Raw genomic sequence first — 560 nt, 5'->3', positions numbered from 1 at the left:
TTCCGTTTTCTGAGACGACCCCTAGCTCGATGAGTTCCTGGCGCTCGCTGGCACTCAACGCACCGGCCTCTCCAGGGACAACACCGCTGGACGCATCGGCCTGACGCACCCAGTTCAGGATGCTGGTGGCATGGCAGCCAAACTCACGGGCCAGTTCGCCGGGCTTGCGTCCGGCACGAACCAGTTCAATCATTTGCTCACGAAATTGCGCTGGATAAGGTGGCTTGGGGGTATGTGGTTTGCTCACTTCGGACTCCTTCTGCAAGAACAATAAGGTGTCCGTGAAATGGGGTCAACTTCAACTTCAACTTCACTAACGACCCAAGCAGCCGTTGTCCAGCTAGTCTTGCGAAATATCCTGTCTAAACTGAGTTCCCTGCTTCACCAGAAGCGTATCGCTTGGACATCCTCTAGTACATCTTCGGGTCGAGAACATGGTCGGCTTTCTGGGATGGAACGAATGATCCGCCAATCTTTCAATGGTCTGAGGAAGTGAGATTTGCAACTTCATGAAATAAATCCAATTTCATCGCAGGTCGAATTGCTCTTTGCCACTAACA

Annotated in this window: 1 protein-coding gene; it reads right to left on the bottom strand. The window is 52.1% G+C overall.

Annotated elements, in window-relative coordinates; genetic code table 11:
• Positions 1-247: transposase (locus L810_RS46765; protein ID WP_162175320.1), on the bottom strand; the 247-nt coding region annotated here is incomplete at its 3' end.
• Positions 248-560 lie beyond the last annotated feature (313 nt).

This window comes from Burkholderia sp. AU4i (assembly GCF_000466765.1).
In the GTDB taxonomy this organism is placed as follows: Bacteria; Pseudomonadota; Gammaproteobacteria; order Burkholderiales; family Burkholderiaceae; genus Burkholderia; species Burkholderia cepacia.
This window is presented reverse-complemented; position numbering and strand designations above follow the sequence as displayed.